The following is a 19,052-nucleotide window of genomic DNA, read 5'->3' as shown; positions in this document are numbered from 1 at the left end:
CCGGCCTCCGTCGATCTTCGTGGTCGACGGTAGTCGTGTTTGCTGCACAGATCAAACACCTGTTCGAGGTATTTGTCGGCGTGTTGTGGCATTCGGCGGGTCGGTCTGGTAGAAATTCGCACGGACGTTCGATCGAACCCTTGTTCGATCATGGTGCTTGACCTGCGATGGAGGGCGTCATGGCGGTACTCGTCGAGAAGCGGTTGCCGGGGGTCGAGGGCAGTGACGTTGCTGCCGTCGCAGCGGGACGTCCACTCCGTTCGGGTCCCCGCGTCATGCCGCGGCGCCCGGCGACCAAACCGCGACCGGTCGCGGTGCCGAGCTCGCGCGAGTCGAGCTCCTGCGAGGTCCGTCCCAAGCGTGAATCCGCGCTCGAACTCCTCGCCGTCGGTGTGCTCAGCGCTTTGACGATCATCGCTCTCGGCGTGCTCTACCTGCAGCAGGTCGGCGTCACCCCGTAAGACCGAAGCGAAACCGAAGCCTCACGGAAGCGGTCCTGTCCACCATTCGGTGCGACAGACGAGACCACCCGCGGAGGCACCATGGCGAGACAGATCCACCACCCCGGTGACCAGCTGACGTCGCGGTGAGACGCGCGATCATCGGCGTGGTCCTCGCGGTGAGCGCCACCAGCGCAGTTCCCGCGCACGCCGCGACCATCACCTGCGACCAGCCCGCGACGGGCACCGCGGTCGCCGTCATCACGCACGATCCCCGTGAGGACGAGGCGCCGCTGCCGGACGCCACGCGCGCCGCCCTCGACGTCGCGATGGACCGCGCGCTGGCCGCTCCGGCCGAGTTCTCGGTGCCCTACGCCGAGTTCGACACCGTCGTCGCCCCGGTGAGGACGACGGCGTCCCAGCCGGTCGTCGACGCCGCGAGCGCCGCCATGACCGTCGCGGCGAGCCCTCTGGGGTTGGGCTCGGACGACGGCAGCATCCCCGACGACGGTGTCACCGAGAAACCGGCCGCAGAATCGAACGCGGAAGCCAACTCTGGGGCCAACACCTTCTCCGCACAGCAGGCCGGACCGACGCTGACGGTGCGTCCGCACGTGCCGAAGGTGCGGTACGGCCTCGCCGAGCTCGACCAGGTGCAGCAGGAGGTGCTGGAAACCTCGCTGCCGGGTGGCGACAAGCTGCGCACCGCGTACGTCGACGCGCCCAACAACCGTGTGCTCGTCAAGGCTTCGGCGGTCACGCAGGAGCTGCGGGAAGCCCTGGCCGCGCGGTACGGGGCGGACCGGGTGGCGCTCTACCTGGTTCCCGGCATGCCCGAACCGGCGCTCAAGGACAACCGGCAGGACGACTCCAGCCCGTACTTCGGCGGTGCCTACTTCGATTACTGCACAACGGCTTTCGGCTGGGTGCACGAAGGCAAGTCGTACATGTTGACCGCCGGCCATTGCACGTCGTTGAACAAGCCCGCGGGCAACAACAACGGCACGATGGGCACGGTCACCGCCGACAACTGGAACAACAACACCGGCTCCGTGAAGTGGAACGGCCAGAGCTATTACTCGGGTGACGTCTCCACGATCAAGATGTCGTCCGGCAAAGCGTCGAGCTACCGCGTTTACCGCGGCGGCCCGAACTCCGGCCAGTCCCGCGCGGTCACCGACAAGTGGCGCAACCGGTCCGGCAACGGCGACCGCTACTGCGTGAGCGGCCAGAAGACCGGCGAGATGTGCGGCTGGAAGGTCATTTCCACGTACGTCACCGTCCGCTTCGGCAGCAAGGTCCTGCGCAACGCCACCGAAGGGCACCGCGACGGCGCGTGCACCAGGGGCGGTGACTCCGGCGCGCCGATCTACACGATCCGCAGCGACGGCGGCGTCGCGGCCAAGGGCGTGCTCAGCGGCGGCAGCACCAACACCAGCGGCAGCTGCTGGGACTACTTCACCGACACCTCGCTCGCGGAGAAGGCACTCGCCGGAGTGCTCCGCGTGCAGGCTCCACGATAGAAAACGAACAGGGGAAACGAGAATGAGGATCGGACGAATCGTCGCGGCCGCGGCGATCGCGGTGGGCACCGTGATGTCCATGGCGCCGGCCGCCAGTGCCGCCGCTTCCCGGGACGTCGACGTCTACACCGATGACCCGGACCCCAAGGGCGGCATGGCCTGGTTCAAGGCCTACGGCGAGCACTTCGGGATCTGCGACCGCGACTACGACGACCTCGGCGTCCGCGGTCGCCTCACCTACACGCACAACGGCATCCAGTACGAGTACAAGTTGTGGCACCACTCGGGCCACCACCAGGACCCGCGGCTGAACTGCAACACGTACCCGGACGACATCAACATCCCCGAGGGCACCAAGGTCTACCTGCAGGTGTGTCTGCAGAAGGAGAAGGGCGCGACGCTCAAGTACTGCGACACCGACACGGGCGTGGCCTGAGGTCCACGGTCGTGAGCGGGTGCGGACCCCCGCTCACGACCGCGCGGTGAGGCCTTCCAGGGCGCGCGTCGCGCGTGCGGCACCGGTGACGTGTCCGGTGTCGCGCCAGATGCGCAGGGCCTCCCGCACCGCGCGTCCGGCCTGCGCGTCCCCGCTGGAGGCGGACTCCGCGGCGGCGACGGCGAGCAGTGCCTCCGCCTCCAGGAGCCGCAACCCGCCCGCTCGTGCCACGTCGAGGGCAGCGGTCGCGTGCGACCGCGCCGCCACCGGATCGGTGGCGGCGAGGACGTGAGCGAGCACGGCGGACGCCTCCGCCTCCACTCCGCGCAGGCCGGACCGCGCCGCGATCTCCAACGCCCGCACCAGGTGTTGCGCCTCGGACGTGGCGCGGCCAAGTCCGATCAACGCCACCGCCTCGGCCTGCTGGTCGCCGTCCTGACGGGCGCACTCCAGCGCCTCGGCGGCGGTCCGGCGGGCGGTCTCGCGGTCGTCACGGGCCAGGTGCACCGCGCTCAGTCCGCTCAGCGCGGTGGCCTCACCGAAGCGGGATCCCTGTTCGCGGAACGACTCCAGCGCGAGCAGGAGCGTGTGCTCGGCGTCCGCGACGTCGCCGAGCGCCAGCAGCACCGAACCCAGGTCCGCGAGGTTCGCGGCCTCCCAGAAAGCGAGAGAGTTCTTGCGACACAACCGAACCGACTCGTCGAGGCACTTCCTCGCCTCGGCCAGCTCGCCGAGCTGCCGGTAGTGACAGCTCAATGAGTTCAGTGCGTGACTCTCCCCGGACGGGTTGCCCAGCTCCCGGAACAGCTCGATCGCGCGAAGACTGTGCTCGACCGCCTCGGCGAGCCTGCCCGTCCAGTCGAGCATCGACCCGAGGTTCGACACGGCCGTCGCCTCGCACTCGCGCCAGCCGCACGTGCGGCTCGCCCGCGCCGCCTCCTCGGTGTGCGCGACACCGTCGGTGTGCCGTCCTTCGCGGAAGGCCGCGCCGCCCATCGTCAGGCGCAGCAACGCTTCCGCGGCGTGCGCACCGTGCCGCCGGGCCGCCGGCAACAGCACCGACGCGAGCTCCAGCCACTCGGCACGCCTGCCGTGGTCGTGGAAGAACCGCCGCACCGCGTCGGCCAGGTACCAGACCTGCGGGCGGGGGCCGGTCACCGCGGCCCGCCGCAACGCCGCGACCAGGTTGGGCGCCTCGACGTCCAGCCACGCCACGGCTTCCGCGCTGTCCGCGAACCGCAGGGGGCTCTCTGGAGGATCGTCGTCGCGGGGGAGTGTCACGACTCGCTTGCCCAGCTTCGTCACGGCCGCGTCGGCGGCCGCGAGGTAGCCGGCGAACAACCTCTCCCACGCGGGCGCGGTCTCCTCGGTGCCCGACCGTTCCTCGGCGTAGTGACGCACCAGGTCGTGGAACCGGTAACGGCCCGGCGCATGCGCCTCGACCAGGTTCGCGGCACTCAGACCGCGCAGCAACCGGGTCGCCACGCCGGCGTCGGTGCCGAGCAGCGCGGCCGCGTCGTGCGGCGTGAAGTCCGGTCCCGGCACGACCCCCAGCAGCAGGAACAGTCGCTGCTGGTCGGCGGGAAGTGCTTGGTACGACACGGAGAACGCCGTGGCGACCGCGCTCTGCTCCGCGCCGTCGAAGGCGAGCAACGGGTCCGCGCGCAACTCCGCGACCACTGACCCGATGCTCGTGCCCACACCGGCAGCGGCGATCCGCAACGCCAGCGGGTGGTGCCCGCACACCTCGGCCAGCTCGGCCGCGGCAGCGGGTTCGGCCGCCACGCGGTCCGCGCCGAGCGCCGCGACGAGCAGCGCGTGCGAGTCCCGCACCGGCAGTTGCGTCAGGGTGATCGTGCGGGCTCCGGTGCGGGCGACCAGGTCGCCCAGCCGGTGCCTGCTGGTCACCAGCACGCGGCCGGACGACGGCAGCAACGGCAGCACCTGGGCGGCGTCACGCGCGTTGTCCAGCACCACCAACGCTTTCCGGTCCGCGAGCAGCGACCGGAAAAGTCCACTTTGGTCGTCCGATTCGGACGGTGTGGAACCGAGCGCGCGCAGCAGCTGCGCCAGCGCGGCGGTCGGCGTGAGCGGTTCGTCGTCGGCGTCGAACCCGCGCAGGTTCACGTACAGCTGCCCGTCGGGGTAGCGGTCGCGGGCCGCGTGCGCCCACCGCACGGCGAGCGCGGTCTTGCCGACACCGGCCGTACCGGTGATCAGCCACACGCCGTCGTCGCCGTCCTCCAGCGCGGCCAGCTCGGCGGCGCGTCCCGCGAAACCCCGTGCGGCCAGAGGGAGTTCGGCGGGCCGCACCTCGGTGACCGCCGGGGTGGGAGCCCGGTCCTCGCCGCGCAGGACACGCAGCTGCGCGTCGCGCAACGCCTGTCCCGGTTCGATGCCGAGCTCGGACACCAGCAGTTCGTGTCCCCGGGAGTACACCTCCAGCGCCTCGGCGGCACGTCCGCACCGGTGCAGTGCCAGCATCAGCGCGGCGCGCAACCGTTCGCGGTACGGGTGCTCGTCGACGAGCTTGCGCAGGCCGCCCACCGCTTCCGCGTGGTGGCCTGCGGCGATCTGGAGCTCGTGCAGCTCCTCGACGATTGCGAGCCGTCGTTCGACCAGCGCCGGGCGTTCCAGCTCGGCGAGTTCGTCGCTCACGCCGTCCAGCGGCGTGCCCGTCCACAACGCGAGTGCTTCGCGCAGCCGTGCGATGGCGGCCTCACCGGTCAGCGTCCTGGCGTGGGCGACGGCGGCGTCGACCAGGTCGAGGTCGCGGTCGCCGGGCTCGACCTCGATCGAGTAACCGGAGGCGCCGCGCGTGATCACGTCGGCGCCGATCAGCTTGCGCAGGTCGGACACGTGCACCTGCAGGCGCCCGCGTGCGCTGCGCGGCGCCTGCTCACCCCACGTCAGGTCGATCAGCCGGTCCTCCGGCACGACCTGGCCGGGGCTGAGCAGCAGCGCCGCCAGCACCGACGCCTGCTTCGGACCGGCCGGGCGCACTGGCCCGGCCGGTCCGAGGACCGTGACCGGTCCGAGCAGCAGATATCTCAGCGCAGGTCCGCCCTGGCAGTGCACTTCTCACCGCTGCTGTCGGCGAACTTCACCTCGACCCAGGCACGCCCCGTGCGCGGCACCGCCGCGCGGTTGCCGGGCACCTCGGCGACCTCGTCCGACCTCAGGCCGGTCCTCGACTTGGTGAACAGCGTGGTCTGCGACGTGCCCACGCGGTGGTGCACCCGGACGTGCATCTCTCCGGTGTCGGCGATGTACGGACCCGCCGCGCCCTTGCCGTTCCGCAGCCGGTACTCCGTGCCGATGTCGTAGGTCAGCGTGAACTTGCCGCTGAAGCTTCCTTCGACGCACTTCGCGGTCACCGACCCGGTGGCGGCTTGTGCCGCCGGTGCCAGCAGGCCGCTCGCGGCCACCAGCAGGGCCAGCAGACCGGCCCTCTTCACCCCAGACCCCAAGACGATCTCCCTCATCTCGTTGCGCCACCCGAGTGACGTGTCACAGGAATATCACGCGGCCAGGCGTCGCTGAGGTTGCTCGTCGGTCACGCTGCGGTGTCGGTGGGTAGTAGCCGCAGTTCATCCCGGATTCCTCCATCCGAGTGTCGCCCGACACGCCGTGTCGAGTTGCAACCTCTTGCGTCGCGATCTAGGTTCTACCCCTACATCTAGTGGTTACACCGTTGTAAGTAGTCCACAGGTTGTGGGTAACTCCAACCTCGTGCGGCTGCTGCGACGGGTGCTGCGCCGGGGAGGGGTGAACAGACGTGCGGTGTCCGTTTTGCCGTCATTCGGACTCACGGGTGGTCGATTCCCGTGAGGTCGACGAGGGTCAGGTGATCCGTCGTCGTCGCTCCTGCAACAGCTGCAGCCGCAGGTTCACCACGGTCGAAGAAGCGGTTCTCGCCGTGGTCAAGCGCTCCGGGGTGACGGAGCCCTTCAGCCGCGACAAGGTGGTCGTCGGCGTGCGCAGGGCGTGCCAGGGCCGCCCGGTCGACGAGGACGCGTTCCAGCAGCTCGCCCAGCGGGTGGAAGAGTCGATCCGGTCGACGGGATGCGCGGAAATCGCCAGTCACGAGGTAGGCCTCGCGATCTTGGGCCCGTTGAGAGAACTCGACGAAGTCGCCTATCTCCGCTTCGCGAGCGTCTATCGATCTTTCTCGTCCGTTGAGGACTTCGAGAAGGAAATTCTTGATCTTCGCACTGCCAGGGCCGAGGAAGCACCGGCCGAGCAGTGATCCACGCGCTCCACAGCGCGTGCCCGCAACCAACTTTCTAAGCATCCAGTACGAGGGAGATCCACCGTGACCGAGACCGTCGGCGGCTCAGCCAAGAAGACAGCCGCACGGGCGGCTGCCAAGCCTGCCGCGCTGAAGGTCCAGCGCGTCTACACCACCGAAGGCCGCCACCCCTACGACGAGGTCACCTGGGAGCGCCGCGACGTCGTCATGACGAACTGGCGCGACGGCTCGGTGAACTTCGAGCAGCGCGGTGTCGAGTTCCCCGAGTTCTGGTCGGTGAACGCCACCAACATCGTCACCAGCAAGTACTTCCGCGGTGCCGTCGGCAGCGACAAGCGCGAGCAGTCGCTGCGCCAGCTGATCGACCGCGTCGTGAAGACGTACGTGGGCGCGGGCAAGGAGCACGGCTACTTCGGCTCCGAGCAGGACGCGGAGATCTTCGAGCACGAGCTCACCTACATGCTTCTGCACCAGGTGTTCAGCTTCAACTCGCCGGTGTGGTTCAACGTCGGCACCAGCTCGCCGCAGCAGGTCAGCGCGTGCTTCATCCTCGCGGTCGACGACACCATGGAGTCGATCCTGAACTGGTACCGCGAGGAGGGCCTGATCTTCAAGGGCGGCTCCGGTGCCGGCCTGAACCTCTCGCGCATCCGTTCGTCGAAGGAGCTGCTGTCCTCCGGCGGCACCGCGTCCGGCCCGGTGTCGTTCATGCGCGGCGCCGACGCGTCCGCGGGCACCATCAAGTCCGGTGGCGCCACCCGTCGCGCGGCCAAGATGGTCGTCCTCGACGTCGACCACCCGGACGTCGTCGAGTTCATCGAGACCAAGGCGCGCGAAGAGGACAAGATCCGCGCCCTGCGCGACGCCGGGTTCGACATGGACCTCGGTGGCGCGGACATCGTGTCGGTGCAGTACCAGAACGCGAACAACTCGATCCGCGTGTCGGACGAGTTCATGCACGCCTACGAGGGCGGCGGCGACTTCGGCCTGCGCGCGCGCCAGACCGGCGAGGTCATCGAGCGCGTCGACGCCAAGGAGCTGTTCGGCAAGCTCGCCAAGGCCGCGTGGGAGTGCGCCGACCCCGGCATCCAGTACGACGACACGATCAACGACTGGCACACCTGCCCCGAGTCCGGCCGCATCACCGCGTCCAACCCGTGCTCGGAGTACATGCACCTCGACAACTCGAGCTGCAACCTCGCGTCGCTGAACCTGATGAAGTTCCTCGGTGACGACGGCCGCTTCGACGCCGTCACGTTCGCCAAGGCCGTCGAGCTGATCATCACCGCGATGGACATCTCGATCTGCTTCGCGGACTTCCCGACCGAGCCGATCGCGGACACCACCCGCAAGTTCCGCCAGCTCGGCATCGGCTACGCCAACCTCGGCGCGCTGCTCATGGCGACCGGCCACGCGTACGACTCCGAGGGCGGCCGAGCGCTCGCCGCGACCATCACCTCGCTGATGACCGGTGTCTCGTACCGCCGTTCCGCGGAGCTCGCGGGCATCGTCGGCGCGTACGACGGCTACAAGCGCAACGCCACGGCGCACCAGCGCGTCATGCGCAAGCACGCCGCCGCCAACGACCTCATCCGCACGTACCACGCGAACGACGCGGCGGTGCACAAGGTCTCGACCGAGGCGTGGCAGCAGGCCCTGGAGATCGGCGCGAAGAACGGCTGGCGCAACGCCCAGGCGTCCGTGCTGGCCCCGACCGGCACCATCGGCCTGATGATGGACTGCGACACCACCGGTATCGAGCCGGACCTGGCCCTGGTCAAGTTCAAGAAGCTCGTCGGCGGCGGCTCGATGCAGATCGTCAACCAGACGGTGCCGCGCGCGCTGAAGGCGTTGGGCTACCAGGAAGAGCAGATCGAGGCGATCGTCGAGTTCATCGGCGAGCACGGCCACGTCGTCGACGCGCCGGGCCTGCGCCGCGAGCACTACGAGGTCTTCGACTGCGCGATGGGCGAGCGTTCCATCGCGCCCATGGGTCACGTGCGGATGATGGCGGCCACGCAGCCGTTCCTGTCCGGCGCGATCTCCAAGACGGTCAACATGCCGGAGACGGCGACCGTCGAGGACGTCGAGGAGATCTACTACCAGGGCTGGAAGCTCGGCCTGAAGGCGCTCGCGATCTACCGCGACAACTGCAAGGTCGGCCAGCCGCTGTCGGCGGGCAAGTCCGCGAAGGCCGAGGAGAAGAAGACCGCGGAGACGGTCGTCGAATACCGCCCGGTCCGCAAGCGCCTGCCGAAGAAGCGCCCGTCGCAGACCGTGTCGTTCACGGTCGGTGGCGCGGAGGGCTACCTGCACGCCGGTTCCTACCCGGACAACGGCCTCGGCGAGATCTTCGTCAAGCTGGGCAAGCAGGGCTCGACGCTGGCCGGCGTGATGGACGCGTTCTCGATGTCCATCTCCGTGGGCCTGCAGTACGGCATCCCGCTCGAGTTCTACGTCTCGAAGTTCCAGAACCTGCGCTTCGAGCCGGCGGGCATGACCGACGACCCGGACGTGCGCATCGCGACGTCGGTGCTGGACTACCTGTTCCGTCGTCTGGCGCTCGACTACCTGCCGTACGACAAGCGCGCGCAGCTCGGCATCTTCACCGCCGACGAGCGTTCCGCCCAGGTGGCGGGCGAGTACGGCGCGCCTTCGTCCGATGTGGACCTCGAGGGCCTGCGCGGATCGGTCGAGGCCGCCCCGGCGGTGGAGGCCGCGGTCGAGACCGCTGCTCCGAAGCACGTCGGCAGCTCGACCGAGCTGCTGGAGCTGCACCTGGGCAAGGCCGCTGACGCGCCGCTGTGCATGACCTGCGGTACGAAGATGCGTCCGGCGGGCTCGTGCTACCTGTGCGAGGGCTGCGGCAGCACGTCCGGCTGCAGCTGAGCTGAAGTGATGTGACGGATGGGCGGCTCCGCGCGGGGCCGCCCATCCGGCGTTCTCCCGGCCGCGCCCCAACTGATAGAACAACGGGAATGCGCTCGTTCGACGATTTACGCGGTTACCTGCTCGGCCAGCTCAACGCGGCTGTCCGGCGCCCCGGCATGTACGGCGGCGAGCCGGTGATCCTCACCCTGCTCGACGCGCTCGCGTTCGCCGACGATCGCACCGACCGGTGGCAGGCCGAGCTCGACGCGCTGGTGAAGCGGGGCGCGGCGAACGCGGCGATGGTGAGCGGCGCCGTCCACGAAGCGCTCGGTCACCGCGCCGAGGACGTCATGGCGTCGGTGTACGCGGACCTCGCGCACCGGCAGGGCTGGCTGTCGCTCGACGCGGACAGCCGGATTCCGGGTGTGCTGGGCGAACGGGACTGCCTGCTCGACGACGTGATCGCGGAGTACGGCGAGCCGCCGCTGTGGCTGGGCGGCACCAACCCGAAGTACTCGAAGACACTCGGCTACCCGGACCGGTCGGGTTCGCTCGTCTTCTTCCACTTCATGCCCGAGCTGCGGCTGATGGCGACCCGGCGTGGTGACGGCGGGTTCCGCGACAGCTTCGTCTTCACCCCTGCCGGGCAATCTCGCTGACCACTTCCGCGAATTCGGTGATCAACGGCGTCTGCCGGTGCTCGGCCCACGCCAGCGCGACCTCGTTCGGCGCGATGTCCTCGATCGGGACGTGCACCAGGTCCTTGTGCGAGTAGAACAGCGCCGTCGACAACGGCAGGACGGCCACGCCGCCGTGCAGCGCGACGTGCTCCAGCTTCTCCTCGACCGACCGGAACCCCGGCGGGGTCGAGTGCTGGACCTGCCGTTCACCGGCGAGGTCCGCCTCCCGCACGCTTTCCTTGCCCGCCAGCCGATGCGTCGTCGGCACGACCAGCACCCGAGGCTCGGTGAACACCGGCAGGAGGTGCAGTCCGGCCGCGGGAACCGGCAGCCGCACGTAGCTCACGTCCACGCGCCCGTCGTGGATCACCTCGACCTGGTCGTCCCACGTCGTCCGCAGCACGTCCACCCGCAGCCCGGGGTGCCGTGACGCCAGCAGGCGCACGGCGGGCGTGATGATCAGGCCGGGCATGAACCCGACCGTGAACGTGTCCGCCACACCCACGCGCCGCAGCAACGCCGACGCCTGCGCGAGCAACGGTCGTGCGTCCGCCAGCAGCTGCTCGCCGGCCGGGGTCAGCCGTGTGCCCTTCGACGAACGGTCGAAGAGCTGCACCTTCAGCTCGGACTCCAGCGCGCGGATCTGCCGGGACAGCACGGGCTGCGCGATGTGCAGGGCCTCGGCGGCACGGCCGAAGCCGAGGTGCTCCGCGACCGCCACGAAGTAGCGCAGCTTCCGCAGGTCCAGGTCCATACCTCCAGGGTATGGCAGGCGACGGAGCAGGTCTTGGACCGCCGGCTCCTCAGCGGAGCACGCTGGGAACCATGAAATCCACACTGGACGGACAGCGGGTCGCGATCCTCGGCGGCTCCTCGGGAATCGGCCTGGCAACGGCGCACGCGGCCCGGGACGCGGGCGCTCAGGTCACGATCGTCTCGCGCAAACCAGGGCCGCAGCCCGGCATCGCCACCCATCCTGCCGACCTGACCGATCCCGGCGCCGTCGCCGACGCGTTCACGGCGATCGGCGAGATCGACCACCTCGTGTACACGGCGGGGGAGCCGCTCGAACTGATGGCGCTCACCGACTTCGACCGGGACCGCGCGAGGTCTTTCTTCGGCCTCAGGTACTTCAGCGTGCTCGACGCGGTCAAAGCCGCCGACGTCACCACGTCCATCACGCTCACCACCGGCATCGCGAAGGACCGGCCGGGACCGGGCTGGGCGGTCGCGGCGAGCATCTGCGGCGCGGTGGAGGCACTGACCAAGGCGCTGGCCGTGGAACTCGCGCCGGTGCGGGTCAACGCGGTCAGCCCCGGCGTGGTGCGCAGCCCGTTGTGGGGACCGGACGCCGAGCCGATCTACGCGGGCGTCGCGGCCACGTTGCCGCTCCAGCGCGTCGGTGAGGTCGAGGAGATCGCGCACGCGTACCTCTACCTGATGACGCAGCCGTGGGCGACCGGCACGATCCTCACCGTCGACGGCGGTGCCGTGATCGCCTGAAATCCGTTGCGGGGCAAGGTAAAATAGCAGGCGATGCGCATAGTTCTGCATGCTCGTGCGCGCCTGGACCTCGCATACGACTCGCTCGACGGGCTCTCCGTCGGCGACGCTCTGGGCGCACAGTTCTTCATGGTCGGCCGCTCGCTGCCCGACCTCGTGGCCGGCAAGCCGCCACGAGGGCCGTGGGAGTGGACCGACGACACCGAAATGGCCTGCAACCTCGTCGCCGAGCTCCGTGATCACGGTGATGTCCACCAGGACCGGCTCGCGGCGACCTTCGCCGATCGCTGCGAGCCCTATCGCGGTTACGGCGCCGGAGCTTTCACCATCCTGCGCAAGATCCGCCAGGGCACGCCGTGGAAAGAGGCGGCCGGAAGCGCGTTCAACGGCCAGGGTTCGTGCGGCAACGGCGCCGCGATGCGGATCGCGCCACTCGGCGCGTACTTCGCCGACGACCCGAAAACCGTGACCACGCAGGCGATCCGGGCCAGCGAGGTCACGCACCAGCACCCGGAGGGCGTCATGGGTGGCCTCGCCGTGGCGCACGCGGCGGCCGTCGCGGCGAAGGCCAGGCTGACCGGCACGCCACCGCCGGACCTGCTCGGCACCGTCCTCGACCACCTCGAGGACTCCTTCGTGCGCAAGGGGATCGAGAAGGCGCGCCGGATCCGGACCGCCGAGGAGGCCGCGTACGTCCTCGGGAACGGTTCACGCGTGACGGCGCAGGACACCGTGCCGTTCACGCTCTGGGTCGCCGCTCGCCACCTCGGCGACTACCGTGCCGCCATCACGACGTGCGTCGAGGCGGGCGGCGACGTCGACACCACCTCCGCGATCGTCGGCGGCATCATCGCGACACCGCCGCCCGACTGGCGTGACGAACGCGAACCCCTCCCGGACTGGGTGCGCCGCTAGTCCTTGTGCCGCTGGTAGTACCGCGCCACCCGCACCCGGTTCCCGCACGTCGCGGGATCGCACCACCGGCGTCGCGGGTGCGCGGGCACGAACAGCAACCGGCACCCCGGCCCCTCGCACGTCTTCACCTTCAGCACGGCCGGTGACGTCAGCAGGTCCGCGGTCGCACCCGCCAGCACGGCGAGCGCCCGCGTGACCTCGTCGCCCTCCCGTTCCTTCGTCCGCACGACGGAACCGGACCACGACAGCACCTCGTACGCCGGGGCGCCGCGCAGTGCCGCGTTCACCGGCGCGAGATCAGGCTCCCTGCCGTCCCGTGCCGCGAGCACGGCGGCCTCGACGTGGCCGCGCAGCTCCAGAACGGCCTCCGACCAGGGGAGACCCTGCTCGGCCAGCCACTGGGGCAGGCGGTCCTCCTCGGCTGTCAATGTGTTGACGAAGTCCAGTGCGAGCACGTCTCTAACTGTACAACATGGCGAGTTATCATTAGTCTAATGCGTTATGACCACAAAGACGCATGTGACCAGGCACCGGTTCGCCGACGTCGACGGCATCAAGATCTTCTATCGGGAGGCCGGTGACTCGGACGCGCCCAAACTCCTGCTCCTGCACGGCTTTCCGTCCGCTTCGCACCAGTACGCGCGGCTGATCGAGGAGCTCAAGGACGACTTCCACGTCATCGCGCCCGACAACCCCGGCTCGGGCCACAGCGACGCGCCCCAGCGGCAGTACAGCTTCGACTTCCTCGCCGACACCATCGAGAAGTTCCTGGAAACCGTCGGGTTCACGGGCTTCCGGATGTACGTGTTCGACTTCGGCGCCCCGGTCGGCTTCCGCATCGCGACCCGCCACCCGGAGTGGATCAACGGTCTGATCGTGCAGAACGGCAACGCCTACGAGGACGGCCTCTCCGAACTGGCCAAGAACTTCATCGCCAACCGCGACCGGCGGGCCGCCCGCGACATGCTCGCGCTGGAGTACACGAAGTTCGGCTACCTCGAAGGCGCGCGCGACCCCGAGACGATCTCGCCCGACACGTGGACGCTCGACCAGCACTACCTCGACCTGCGCCCGGAACCTCAGGTCGACCTCGCCCTCGACTACCACTCCAACGTCGCCAAGTACCCGGAGTGGCAGGCCTACCTGCGCGAGCACCAGCCCCCGACGTTGATCACGTGGGGCACGGGCGACCCGTTCTTCATCGAGCCCGGCGCCAAGGCCTACCTGCGCGACCTGCCCGGCGCGCAGCTGCACCTGTTCGACACCGGCCACTTCGCCCTGGAGGAGAACCTCACGGAGATCGCTGCTCTGATCAGGGATTTCACTCCAACGGTGTGATTTATTCATCACGTGTTGAGTTTTTGGCCGGACGCTCGTAACCTCCTCTCCAGGCGGACCCTGGAGGGGAACCATGTCGCTCGTCATCGACTTCAGCTCCATCGACGGCACCATGCTGGCCGTCGTCGGCGGCAAGGCCGCGAACCTCGGTGAGCTCACCGGCGCGGGGCTGCCGGTGCCGCAGGGCTTCTGCGTCACCACGGACGCCTACCGCGCCGTCGCCGAGGCGGACGCCCTGGCGAGCACCACGCCGGAGAACGCCCGCAGGACGTTGCTGGAAACCGCTGTGCCGCAGGAGATTCGCGATGCGATCGTCAACGCGTACCGCCAGCTAGGGGATGGCGTGCCGGTCGCCGTGCGGTCCAGCGCGACGGCCGAGGACCTGCCGTTCGCGAGTTTCGCCGGCCAGCAGGACACGTTCCTCAACGTCGTCGGCGAGGACGAGGTCGTCGACGCGGTGCGCCGGTGCTGGGCCTCGCTGTGGACCGATCGAGCGGTCAGCTACCGCGAGACCAACGGCATCGACCACAGCACCACTTACCTCGCCGTTGTCGTGCAACGGATGGTGCAGTCCGCTATCTCCGGCGTGATGTTCACGGCAAACCCGGTCACCGGCAAGCGCGACCAGATCGTCATCGACGCGAGCCCCGGCCTCGGCGAGGCCGTCGTGTCCGGTGCGGTCAATCCCGACCACTTCGTCGTCGACGGCAGTGAGATCGTCGAGAAGCGCTTGGGGGACAAGAAGTTCGTCATCCGGTCGCTGCCGGGAGGCGGTACCGAGCACGTCGAGGTGGGCGAGAACGAGGAACCCCGCCTGACCGACGGGCAGATCCACGCGCTCGCCGTCCTCGGCCGAAAGGTGCAGCAGCACTACGGCGCGCCGCAGGACACCGAGTGGGCGATCGACGCCGACGGCGAGCTGCACCTGACGCAGGCGCGGCCGATCACGACGCTGTTCCCGTTGCCGGACAACCCCGACGGCGATGATCACGTCTACTTCTGCTTCAGCCTCGCGCAGGGCCTGGAACGGCCGATCACCCCGATGGGGCGGGCGGCGTTCGGCGAGGTCGCCAAGTCGGCCTTCGAGATCATCATCGGAGATCCGGCGAGCCGGTCCTACGTGGAGAACGGCGAGCGGATCTTCTTCGACGTCACCAAGGTGCTGCGGAGCAAGGTGGGCCGCGAGTTCGTCACGCGCCTGCTCGGTGTGATGGAGGCGCGCTCGTCGGAGGTGCTTCGCGGCCTGTTCGACGACCCGCGGTTCGCGATCACGAACTCCTCACCGGGGCCCGCGATCAAGCGCGTGCTGCGGCTCGCGCGCCGGTTCCGCGTGCCGGTGACCATCTGGAAGGCGGTGGCGAACCCGGAGAAAGCCGTGCGGAACGCGTTGCTGATGGAACGCGAAATCCTGGAGATGTCCGCGAACCTCTCGATCGAGCAGGCACTGCGGCAGTGCGTCGTCCCGGTGATGCCGCGACTCGCGCCGACCGCGCTCGTCGGGTTCGCGATGCTCGGCCTCGTCAGCAAGATCGTGAAGACGCGGCCGGGCGAGCTGCAGACCGTTCTGCGCGGCCTGCCGAACAACATCACCACCGAGATGGACATGGCGATGTGGGACCTCGCGCAGGAGATCCGGCGCGATCCCGTTGCCCTGCGGCAGTTCCAGGACGGCGAGCGACCGAAGGAGCTCGATCGCTTCCTGGCGAAGTGGGGTCACCGCGCCGTCGCGGAGATCGACCTGGGCCTGCCGCGGTGGTCCGACGACTCGACGTACGTCACCGGCGTGGTGCGGAACTTCCTGCGTCTCGAAGACGACGACGCCGCCCCGGACGCGGTCTTCGCGCGCGGTGCCGCCGAAGCCGAGGCGATGATCGAAACGCTGGCCCGCCGCGCGTGGGGCCGCGGCTGGTTCGTGCGCTTCGCGTTGCGCCGCACCAGGTTGCTCGCCGGCCTGCGGGAGTACCCGAAGTACCTGATCATCACCCTGTTCGGCGCGTTGCGGAAGCGGATCTCGGACCTCGGCGCCGAACTGGTGGCCCGGGGCAGGCTCGCCCAGACCGACGACGTGTACTTCCTCACCTTCGAGGAAATGCGCTCCGCGGAAGGAGATCTGCGCTCGGTCGTGGCCGCGCGCCGCGAGGTGTACGACCGCGAGATGCGGCGCCGGCACATCCCGCGCGTGCTGTTGTCGGACGGCACCGATGCCGAAGCCGTGCACCACGGGGGCCCGGTGGAAGGCGACCTGGCCGGCACCCCGGCGTCGGCGGGCACGATCACCGGTATCGCGCGCGTCGTGATGGACCCGGTCGGCGCGCACCTCGAACCGGGCGAGATCCTCGTCGCCCCGTCGACCGACCCGGGCTGGACGCCGTTGTTCCTGACGGCCGGCGGCCTCGTGATGGAGATGGGCGGCGCGAACTCGCACGGCGCGGTCGTCGCCCGCGAGTACGGAATCCCCGCGGTGGTGGGGGTTCGGGAGGCTGTGACGCGGATCAAGACCGGGGAGCGGATCACTGTGGACGGCAGCACGGGAGCGGTCACTACACTCGAGAACTGATGACGAACCTCATGCGTGGAACCGAGCTCGCGCGCGACATCGTTGCGCGGGCGTCCGAAAAGGCCGCCGACTACACCTCGCGCACAGGCCGCAAACCGTGCCTGGCCACCGTGATCGTCGGCGACGACCCCGCGTCTGTCACGTACGTGCGGATGAAGCAGAACCGGTGCCACAAGGCGGGACTCGAGTCCCGCCACGTGGCGCTGCCGCACGAAACCACGACCGAGGAACTCGTGGCGAAGATCCGTGAGCTGTCGGACGACCCGGCGGTGCACGGCATCCTGCTACAGCACCCGGTGCCGCACCACGTCGACGAGCGCGCCGCGTTCGAGGCGATCGTGCCGCACAAGGACGTCGACGGCGTGACGATGCACTCGTTCGCCGGGATGTCCTTCGGCCACAACGAGTTCGTGTCCTGCACACCCGGTGGGATCATGCGCCTGCTGGACGCGTACGAGGTCGACGTCGCGGGCAAGCACGCGGTCGTGATCGGCCGGAGCCCGATCCTCGGCAAGCCCGCGGCGATGCTGCTGCTGGCCCGCGACGCCACGGTCACGATCTGCCACTCGAAGACCGTTGGCCTCGCTGACATCGTGCGCACCGCGGACGTCGTGGTCGCGGCGGTGGGCAAGCCGCGGTTCGTCCAGGGCGACTGGATCAAGCCCGGCGCGGTGGTGATCGACGCCGGCTACAACGAGGGCAACGTCGGCGACGTCGACTTCGACGCGGTGAAGGACGCCTTGATCACGCCCGTGCCCGGAGGAGTCGGTCCCACCACGATTGCGGTTCTGCTGGAACAGACCGTTGACGCCGCGTGGCGCGAGCTGGACGCGTAATGTCGGGTTCGTGGCTGAGTCCAAGGGTGAGCTGAACAAGGTCCAGCAGGGCATCGCCGACTACCTGCTGCGTGCGGGCGTGGACGGGTTCGGCCCGTTCAAGAGTGCCCGCGAGGCCGCGTCCGACGCGCTCGTCAAGAAGGGCGACGAGACCGACGCGATCAAGCACCTCATCCGCACCCACGTCGCGCTGGCCGGCGCGCAGGGTTTCATCACGAACCTCGGCGGCCTGATCACGTTGCCGATCTCGCTGCCGTCGAACGTCGCGGCCGCCTACGTGATCCAGACGCACCTCATCGCGTCCATCGCGTCGTTGCGCGGCCACGACGTCGACAGCGAAGAGGTGCAGACAGCCATCCTGCTGTGCCTGCTCGGCAATGCCGGAACCGAGCTGTTCAAAAAGGTCGGCATCAAGCAGTTCACCAAGAAGGCCGCGTCGGCACTCATCACAAAATACGGTACAAAAAAGCTCGGCAGCATCGCGGTGAAGGGTGTTCCGGTGCTGGGCGGCGTCATCGGTGGTGGCGTCGACGCCGCCTCGACCAGAGCGGTCGGCGCATTCGCGAATCGCTACTTCAGCCGCACCGACGTGTTGCCGAAGGTCATCGACGGCGAAGTGCTCTCCGTCGAGATCGAAGAAGCGGACGGAATGACCGATTCGCGTTAGCTCAGCCGGTCCAGTGCGGCGCTGAACGCGTCCGGCGGGATGTGCACGCCGCCGCTGAACGGGTTCTGCATCTGGTAGATCGCGAACAGCAGCAGAACCAGCGTCGAGCTCAGCGTGATGGTGATCAGCAGCTGCGAGATCAGGTTCGGGCCGCCGAACAGGTACGGGAACAGCAGTGACAGTCCGGTGCCGATCAGCAACGCGAGCCACACGACCGGGTTGACGCCGTTGCCCGCCGCGTCCAGCCGTTCCTGCCTGGCCTGGTAGACCTGCCACAGCTGGTTCGCGGCTTCGGCCTTGCGGTCCTGCTGCCAGTCACCGTCCGGCGCCGCGGTGGCGATCGTGTCCCTGAGCTGGTTCAACGTGGTCCAGCCCTTGTTGTCGACGTCTTCGCCCTCACGCATGCGGGGCCATTCGTCGTCGACGACGGTCGACACGTAGTCGCGCACCAGCCGGTCCACTGTGGACTTCGCGGGTTCCGGGAGCGAGCCGGACGCCCAGGTCACCGCGACGAGCGCGTTGGCCTCCTTCTGCACCTGTTCCTCCGCGCCGTTGGAGGCGTCGAACAGCGAGATCAGGATGAAGGCGACCAGGACGGCGTGCAGGCCCGCGACGATGCTGAACACCGAGCCGCCGGCGCCGAGGTTCTTCTCCGCCACCTCGTCCGAGCCGAACCGGCGGGTGATGACGACGAGGACGGCCGAGATGACCGCGGCACCGAGAACCCAGAGCGTGCCGTTGAGGTAAATGCTCAATTCGGCTCCTTTCTGGTGTGGGATTAGACCACGGTCTACTGTGGCCGGTACAGCACGGTCTGGTTAACGAGTAATGGTCAGGTGGGAATGCGCGGCAACAGCAGAAATACCCGGTTGTCGTATTGGGCTACTCCATTCCGGTTGCGACGGAATAGTCTCGCTCTCGGTGCCATCTCGTCGCTGTTGGTGCTTTCCGCGCCGTTCACCAGCCCTGTTGTTCATGCCGCATCGCCGAGCTGTGAGGCGTTCGGGGTCCGCTCACTTCACCGAGGCGAGTTG

General features: G+C 68.9%; 17 protein-coding genes. 12 read left to right on the top strand and 5 right to left on the bottom strand.

Translation table 11 applies throughout. The features are described from left to right. Positions 1-179 precede the first annotated feature (179 nt). The 3 genes from AOM45_RS08895 (at position 180) to AOM45_RS08885 (ending at position 2,399) form a co-directional block, all read left to right on the top strand. The gene (locus AOM45_RS08895; RefSeq protein ID WP_156093532.1) at positions 180-461 is read left to right on the top strand and encodes a hypothetical protein; all 282 of its coding nucleotides are present in this window, start codon (positions 180-182) and stop codon (positions 459-461) included. A gap of 125 nt (positions 462-586) precedes the next feature. Further along, positions 587-1,963 carry a S1 family peptidase gene (locus AOM45_RS08890; protein ID WP_030464920.1) on the top strand — a complete coding sequence of 459 codons (1,377 nt, stop codon included), beginning with the start codon at positions 587-589 and terminating at the stop codon, positions 1,961-1,963. Positions 1,964-1,985: 22 nt separating this feature from the next. Continuing rightward, positions 1,986-2,399 carry a hypothetical protein gene (locus tag AOM45_RS08885; RefSeq protein WP_030464919.1) on the top strand — a complete coding sequence of 138 codons (414 nt, stop codon included), beginning with the start codon at positions 1,986-1,988 and terminating at the stop codon, positions 2,397-2,399. A gap of 33 nt (positions 2,400-2,432) precedes the next feature. Here the strand turns inward: AOM45_RS08885 and AOM45_RS08880 are convergent, their stop codons facing one another. Both AOM45_RS08880 and AOM45_RS08875 read right to left on the bottom strand, forming a co-directional pair. Further along, on the bottom strand, positions 2,433-5,477 hold the full coding sequence (locus AOM45_RS08880) for an AfsR/SARP family transcriptional regulator (RefSeq protein WP_236703247.1): 3,045 nt from the start codon (positions 5,475-5,477) through the stop codon (positions 2,433-2,435). Beyond that, on the bottom strand, positions 5,450-5,884 hold the full coding sequence (locus AOM45_RS08875; protein WP_156093531.1) for a hypothetical protein: 435 nt from the start codon (positions 5,882-5,884) through the stop codon (positions 5,450-5,452). The genes AOM45_RS08880 and AOM45_RS08875 overlap by 28 nt, the downstream gene beginning before the upstream one ends. Positions 5,885-6,177: 293 nt before the next feature. Between AOM45_RS08875 and nrdR the strand changes: the two genes are divergently transcribed. The 3 genes from nrdR to AOM45_RS08860 all read left to right on the top strand — a co-directional run bounded on the left by nrdR (position 6,178) and on the right by AOM45_RS08860 (position 10,181). Beyond that, complete coding sequence (gene nrdR, locus AOM45_RS08870; RefSeq protein ID WP_030464916.1) at positions 6,178-6,648, top strand: transcriptional regulator NrdR; 471 nt, start codon at positions 6,178-6,180, stop codon at positions 6,646-6,648. Between the two features lie 66 nt (positions 6,649-6,714). Further along, positions 6,715-9,540, top strand: a complete 2,826-nt coding sequence (locus AOM45_RS08865; protein WP_030464915.1) for a vitamin B12-dependent ribonucleotide reductase — start codon at positions 6,715-6,717, stop codon at positions 9,538-9,540. Positions 9,541-9,629: 89 nt separating this feature from the next. Continuing rightward, complete coding sequence (locus tag AOM45_RS08860; protein WP_051782708.1) at positions 9,630-10,181, top strand: hypothetical protein; 552 nt, start codon at positions 9,630-9,632, stop codon at positions 10,179-10,181. Here the strand turns inward: AOM45_RS08860 and AOM45_RS08855 are convergent. Further along, positions 10,156-10,956, bottom strand: coding sequence for a LysR family transcriptional regulator (locus AOM45_RS08855; protein WP_030464913.1), 801 nt, complete (start codon positions 10,954-10,956; stop codon positions 10,156-10,158). The two genes, AOM45_RS08860 and AOM45_RS08855, sit on opposite strands and share 26 nt — an antisense overlap. Before the next feature lie 71 nt (positions 10,957-11,027). Between AOM45_RS08855 and AOM45_RS08850 the strand changes: the two genes are divergently transcribed. Further along, complete coding sequence (locus tag AOM45_RS08850) at positions 11,028-11,705, top strand: SDR family oxidoreductase (RefSeq protein WP_030464912.1); 678 nt, start codon at positions 11,028-11,030, stop codon at positions 11,703-11,705. A 33-nt stretch (positions 11,706-11,738) separates the two neighbouring features. Then, positions 11,739-12,620, top strand: a complete 882-nt coding sequence (locus AOM45_RS08845) for an ADP-ribosylglycohydrolase family protein (RefSeq protein ID WP_030464911.1) — start codon at positions 11,739-11,741, stop codon at positions 12,618-12,620. Here the strand turns inward: AOM45_RS08845 and AOM45_RS08840 are convergent. Continuing rightward, positions 12,617-13,075: a CGNR zinc finger domain-containing protein gene (locus AOM45_RS08840; protein ID WP_051782707.1), complete on the bottom strand. Its 459-nt coding sequence runs from the start codon at positions 13,073-13,075 to the stop codon at positions 12,617-12,619. The two genes, AOM45_RS08845 and AOM45_RS08840, sit on opposite strands and share 4 nt — an antisense overlap. 46 nt (positions 13,076-13,121) lie before the next feature. On the opposite strand from AOM45_RS08840, the gene AOM45_RS08835 reads away from it, so the two are divergent. The 4 genes from AOM45_RS08835 to AOM45_RS08820 all read left to right on the top strand — a co-directional run bounded on the left by AOM45_RS08835 (position 13,122) and on the right by AOM45_RS08820 (position 18,018). After that, on the top strand, positions 13,122-13,958 hold the full coding sequence (locus tag AOM45_RS08835; RefSeq protein ID WP_030464909.1) for an alpha/beta fold hydrolase: 837 nt from the start codon (positions 13,122-13,124) through the stop codon (positions 13,956-13,958). Positions 13,959-14,031: 73 nt separating this feature from the next. Further along, positions 14,032-16,515 carry a PEP/pyruvate-binding domain-containing protein gene (locus tag AOM45_RS08830; RefSeq protein ID WP_030464908.1) on the top strand — a complete coding sequence of 828 codons (2,484 nt, stop codon included), beginning with the start codon at positions 14,032-14,034 and terminating at the stop codon, positions 16,513-16,515. Then, entirely contained in the window at positions 16,512-17,351 is an 840-nt protein-coding gene (locus AOM45_RS08825) for a bifunctional 5,10-methylenetetrahydrofolate dehydrogenase/5,10-methenyltetrahydrofolate cyclohydrolase (RefSeq protein ID WP_372497419.1), read from the top strand. The genes AOM45_RS08830 and AOM45_RS08825 overlap by 4 nt, the downstream gene beginning before the upstream one ends. A gap of 10 nt (positions 17,352-17,361) precedes the next feature. Further along, on the top strand, positions 17,362-18,018 hold the full coding sequence (locus AOM45_RS08820) for an EcsC family protein (RefSeq protein WP_030464906.1): 657 nt from the start codon (positions 17,362-17,364) through the stop codon (positions 18,016-18,018). On the opposite strand, the gene AOM45_RS08815 is transcribed toward AOM45_RS08820, so the two are convergent. Then, on the bottom strand, positions 18,015-18,773 hold the full coding sequence (locus tag AOM45_RS08815) for a bestrophin-like domain (RefSeq protein WP_030464905.1): 759 nt from the start codon (positions 18,771-18,773) through the stop codon (positions 18,015-18,017). The two genes, AOM45_RS08820 and AOM45_RS08815, sit on opposite strands and share 4 nt — an antisense overlap. Between the last annotated feature and the right edge of the window lie 279 nt (positions 18,774-19,052).

Source organism: Lentzea aerocolonigenes (assembly GCF_000974445.1).
In the GTDB taxonomy this organism is placed as follows: domain Bacteria; phylum Actinomycetota; class Actinomycetes; order Mycobacteriales; family Pseudonocardiaceae; genus Lentzea; species Lentzea aerocolonigenes.
The sequence above is the reverse complement of the archived record's forward strand: the minus strand, read 5'-3'. Positions and strand labels throughout refer to the sequence as shown.

Excerpts from the sequence above, each read along its gene's own strand:
- AOM45_RS08895 (WP_156093532.1), top strand. The coding sequence starts at position 180 with ATGGCGGTACTCGTCGAGAAGCGGTTGCCGGGGGTCGAGGGCAGTGAC.
- AOM45_RS08885 (WP_030464919.1), top strand. The coding sequence starts at position 1,986 with ATGAGGATCGGACGAATCGTCGCGGCCGCGGCGATCGCGGTGGGCACC.
- AOM45_RS08835 (WP_030464909.1), top strand. The coding sequence starts at position 13,122 with ATGACCACAAAGACGCATGTGACCAGGCACCGGTTCGCCGACGTCGAC.
- AOM45_RS08845 (WP_030464911.1), top strand. The coding sequence starts at position 11,739 with ATGCGCATAGTTCTGCATGCTCGTGCGCGCCTGGACCTCGCATACGAC.
- AOM45_RS08850 (WP_030464912.1), top strand. The coding sequence starts at position 11,028 with ATGAAATCCACACTGGACGGACAGCGGGTCGCGATCCTCGGCGGCTCC.
- AOM45_RS08860 (WP_051782708.1), top strand. The coding sequence starts at position 9,630 with ATGCGCTCGTTCGACGATTTACGCGGTTACCTGCTCGGCCAGCTCAAC.
- AOM45_RS08875 (WP_156093531.1), bottom strand. The coding sequence starts at position 5,884 with ATGAGGGAGATCGTCTTGGGGTCTGGGGTGAAGAGGGCCGGTCTGCTG.
- AOM45_RS08830 (WP_030464908.1), top strand. The coding sequence starts at position 14,032 with ATGTCGCTCGTCATCGACTTCAGCTCCATCGACGGCACCATGCTGGCC.
- AOM45_RS08855 (WP_030464913.1), bottom strand. The coding sequence starts at position 10,956 with ATGGACCTGGACCTGCGGAAGCTGCGCTACTTCGTGGCGGTCGCGGAG.